The organism is Muribaculum sp. (assembly GCF_029051885.1).
Taxonomy (GTDB): Bacteria; Bacteroidota; Bacteroidia; order Bacteroidales; family Muribaculaceae; genus Muribaculum.
Map to the genome: position 1 here is coordinate 1 of NZ_JAIDKI010000091.1, position 4,128 is coordinate 4,128.

Here is a 4,128-nt window from a genome sequence, read left to right on the forward strand (position 1 = left end):
TACAAACACAAAGATATAAATTTTCCCTCTAAAAAATTTCACAAAACTTCTGCCATTCGTTTTGCAAATACAAAAATAGTCCGTATATTTGCAATGCATTTTTACATAAAAGGTTTTATAACACATCCCCACCCCTTTAAATTAATCTGATAATTATGACACACTGCAAATACCCGGCCCCATACCCTTAGGAAGCAAAAGTCCGGCCAACGTCGGTTGGTGATTTGCCAACGCAATATTACCATCAGAATATTCGCAATCAAATCTCAAAAAAAGATTGCGAGCCCAAGACATATGCCTCCGAAAATCTTTTGGAAAATTTTCTCTCCATTCATTAAAGTACGCGCATTTTTTACTAAATTTGCGCTCTGAATCCGACTATTAAAAGAATTAAGCATGTCCGACATCAAAAACATCAAGACTGCACTCATCTCGGTCTATCACAAAGACGGCCTTGACGAGATACTCTCCCTACTCCACAACGACGGTGTGAAATTTCTCTCAACCGGTGGAACACAGACATTTATCGAAAGCCTCGGTTATCCTTGCGACGCAGTGGAAGACCTCACCGGCTACCCCTCCATACTCGGTGGCCGCGTAAAGACCCTTCATCCCAAAGTATTTGGCGGCATACTCAACCGCCGCGAACATGAAGGCGACAAGGCCCAGATAGCCCAATACGAAATCCCGGAAATCGACCTGGTGATTGTCGACCTCTATCCATTCGTCGACACAGTCGCTTCCGGCGCATCCAACGCCGATATCATCGAGAAAATCGACATAGGCGGCATCTCGCTCATCCGTGCAGCCGCTAAAAACTACAACGACGTGATAATCGTCGCATCAAAAGGCCAGTATGCTCCTCTCGCCGAAATGCTCCGCCGCAACGGAGCCAAGTCGTCGCTCGACGAGCGCCGCTGGTTTGCAAAAGAGGCATTCGCCGTAAGCTCAGCCTACGACAGCTCTATATTCAATTATTTCGACCTCGACGGAGGTCCCTCTGCTCTGCGTGTAGCCATCGACGGTGCCAAAACCATGCGCTATGGCGAAAACCCCCATCAGAAAGGATTCTTCTTCGGCGATTTCGAAAAAATGTTCACCCAGCTCCACGGCAAGGAGATTTCCTACAACAATCTGCTCGACATCGACGCCGCTGTGACCCTCATCAGCGAATTCGCCGATCCGACTTTCGCCGTGCTCAAGCATAACAACGCATGTGGTGTAGCCACTCGCCCCACCATCCTCGAAGCCTGGAAAGACGCCCTCGCCGGCGACCCCGTAAGCGCATTCGGAGGAGTGCTTGTGACCAATGGCACAATCGATGCAGCCACCGCCGAGGAAATCAACAAGATTTTCTTCGAGGTAGTGATTGCCCCCGCATACACCGACGACGCCCTGAAGGTACTCGAACAGAAAAAGAACCGCATCATTCTCGTACAGAACGAGCCCCTGTCGACAAAAATGTCGTTCCGTTCATGCCTCAACGGCGCCCTTGGCCAGGAACGCGACCTCAAGGTAGAGACTCCCGACGAGCTCAAAGGCGTCACCACCCGTGCCCTTACACCCGAGCAGGTAGCCGACCTCCTCTTCGCCAACAAGATTGTCAAGAACTCTAAGAGCAACGCGATTGTTCTTGCTAAAAACGGCCAGCTCTACGCATCCGGCGTAGGACAGACCTCGCGCGTCGACGCCCTGCGTCAGGCTATCGCCAAAGCTCAGAGCTTCGGCTTCGACCTGAAGGGTGCCGTTATGGCTTCCGACGCCTTCTTCCCCTTCCCCGACTGCGTGGAAATCGCCCACGAAGCAGGCATCGAGGCTGTAGTACATCCCGGAGGCTCAATCCGCGACCAGGAATCGGTCGACTTCTGCAACGCCCACGACATGGCCATGGCAGTAACCGGATTCCGCCACTTCAAACACTAACAACACATCTCTGCGCATGCTCCCGTCCGTTCCTCGGACGGAGCATGCATACAAAATAAGAAAATCCAATGGGTCTATTCTCATTTACAAAAGAAATAGCCATCGACCTCGGCACTGCCAACACCATCATCATACACAATGATAAGATTGTGATTGACGAGCCGTCGATTGTGGCCCTTGACACCAAGACCGGCAAACTGCTCGCCGTAGGCACCGAGGCTCAGCAGATGCAGGGCAAGGAGCCTGAAGGCATCCGCACCGTACGCCCGCTGCGCAAAGGCGTGATTGCCGACTTCAACGCAGCAGAGCTGATGATCAGAGGCCTCGTAAAAAAGGTAAGCACAAAAAGCAACTGGTTCAGCCCCTCGCTCCGCATGGTTGTCGGAATCCCATCCGGCTCTACGGAAGTCGAAATCCGTGCCGTGCGCGACTCATCGGAGCATGCCGACGGCCGCGATGTATATATGATATACGAGCCCATGGCAGCCGCCCTGGGTATCGGACTCGACGTGCGTGCCCCTGAAGGCAACATGATTGTCGACATAGGCGGCGGTACATCTGAAATCGCCGTAATATCGCTCGGCGGCATCGTAAGCAACAAGTCAATCCAGATTGCCGGCGACGACTTCACCGACGATATCAAAGAGCACATGCGCCGTGCCCACAATATCCGTGTCGGAGAACGCACTGCCGAGCTTATCAAGATAAATGTAGGCTCCGCGCTCACCGAGCTCGAAAATCCGCCCGAAGACTACATCGTGCATGGTCCCAACCAGATGACAGCCCTCCCGATGGAAGTGCCTGTAAGCTACCAGGAGATTTCACACTGTATCGAAAAGTCGATTTCCAAAATCGAGGCCGCAGTGCTGAGCGCCCTGGAGCAGACACCCTCGGAACTTTATGCCGACATCGTGCGCAACGGTATCTGGCTTGCCGGCGGCGGCGCGCTCCTGCGCGGTCTTGACAAGCGTCATTACGCCAAAATCGGTAGCCAGTTCCACATCGCCGAAGATCCGCTGCTGGCTGTTGCCCGCGGTACTGGCGTGGCGCTGAAAAATATCGACAAATTCAAGTTCCTGATACGCTGACGTCACACTGCGGCATGCCGATAAAGACCGACATGCCGGTATCAGCACTTTATATTTTCAGGATTATGACTTCGCCGGAAGCCACAACGGGCCTATGGAGAGCATAATCCTGAAAAAACATTTATTAATCCATCCCGCTTCACCCCTGACAGGTATCGATGAGCACCCTATGGGACTTTTTGCTGAAATACAGCCGATGGTTTCTTTTTACATTCTACGTAGTGGTATCATGCATATGGCTGTTTGATACAAACCCCTATCAACACTACGTATGGATGACCTCGGCGGGACGTGCCACCTCGGCTATCTATGGTGTCGCGGCCAACGTCACATCGTATTTCCATCTTCACGATATTAACGAAGATTTACAACGACGCACTGCCGATCTCGAGCTCGAAGTAATCGGACTCCGCAAGCAGCTCCGGGCCATGAACGAAAAAGTATATGCCGACTCGCTTGCCCACGACTCGGTGATGCAGCCTTTCGACTTCATAATCGCCCATGTGATAAGCAACAGTGTGTCGCGTTCACACAACTATATCACCATCGAAAAAGGTCGCCTCGACTCTGTCCGGCCCGAAATGGGAGTAGTAGACCAGAACGGTGTGGTGGGAATTGTGAATGTGGTAGGCGACCATTCCGCCCGTGTCATCTCACTGCTCAATCCCAAGATGCGCCTCAGCTGCAAGGTGAAAGGCCGCGACTACTTCGGGTCGCTCGTGTGGGACGGACGCAATCCCGGCGAGGCTGTACTCGAAGAGATGCCCCGACACGAACGTTTCCGCAAAGGCGACACAATTGTTACGTCGGGATACTCGGCGGTATTCCCGGAAGGGATACCCGTAGGCACCATCATCAGCCACGAAAAAGAGCATGATGACAACTTCTACGCGCTCCGTATCAAGCTGCTGACCGATTTCTCAACACTGTCGACAGTAAGAGTAATAGCCAACGACATGCGCCAGGAACTGGACTTACTTACCGCCGGAGAAGAGAACGACAGTCAGACACACCCATGATATGCCTCGGCATATAATTCCGAAATAATCCAACAACGAGAGTACACCTGCCGCCACAATGACAAAGACAGCGATACAGTTTACAATCCTATATATAG

The 4,128-nt window shown here is 52.2% G+C and carries 3 protein-coding genes; all 3 read left to right on the top strand.

Annotation, left to right across the window (positions count from 1 at the left end):
* Window positions 1-396 precede the first annotated feature (396 nt).
* The 3 genes from purH (at window position 397) to mreC (ending at window position 4,030) form a co-directional block, all read left to right on the top strand.
* Window positions 397-1,923 carry a bifunctional phosphoribosylaminoimidazolecarboxamide formyltransferase/IMP cyclohydrolase gene (gene purH, locus K2I50_RS04135; protein WP_301024970.1) on the top strand — a complete coding sequence of 509 codons (1,527 nt, stop codon included), beginning with the start codon at window positions 397-399 and terminating at the stop codon, window positions 1,921-1,923.
* Window positions 1,924-1,991: 68 nt separating this feature from the next.
* Window positions 1,992-3,011: a rod shape-determining protein gene (locus K2I50_RS04140; RefSeq protein WP_301024971.1), complete on the top strand. Its 1,020-nt coding sequence runs from the start codon at window positions 1,992-1,994 to the stop codon at window positions 3,009-3,011.
* A 158-nt stretch (window positions 3,012-3,169) separates the two neighbouring features.
* Complete coding sequence (gene mreC, locus K2I50_RS04145; protein WP_301024972.1) at window positions 3,170-4,030, top strand: rod shape-determining protein MreC; 861 nt, start codon at window positions 3,170-3,172, stop codon at window positions 4,028-4,030.
* The last annotated feature ends 98 nt before the right edge of the window (window positions 4,031-4,128 follow it).

Coding starts and splice junctions, on each gene's coding strand:
- mreC (WP_301024972.1), top strand. CDS start 3,170: ATGAGCACCCTATGGGACTTTTTGCTGAAATACAGCCGATGGTTTCTT.
- K2I50_RS04140 (WP_301024971.1), top strand. CDS start 1,992: ATGGGTCTATTCTCATTTACAAAAGAAATAGCCATCGACCTCGGCACT.
- purH (WP_301024970.1), top strand. CDS start 397: ATGTCCGACATCAAAAACATCAAGACTGCACTCATCTCGGTCTATCAC.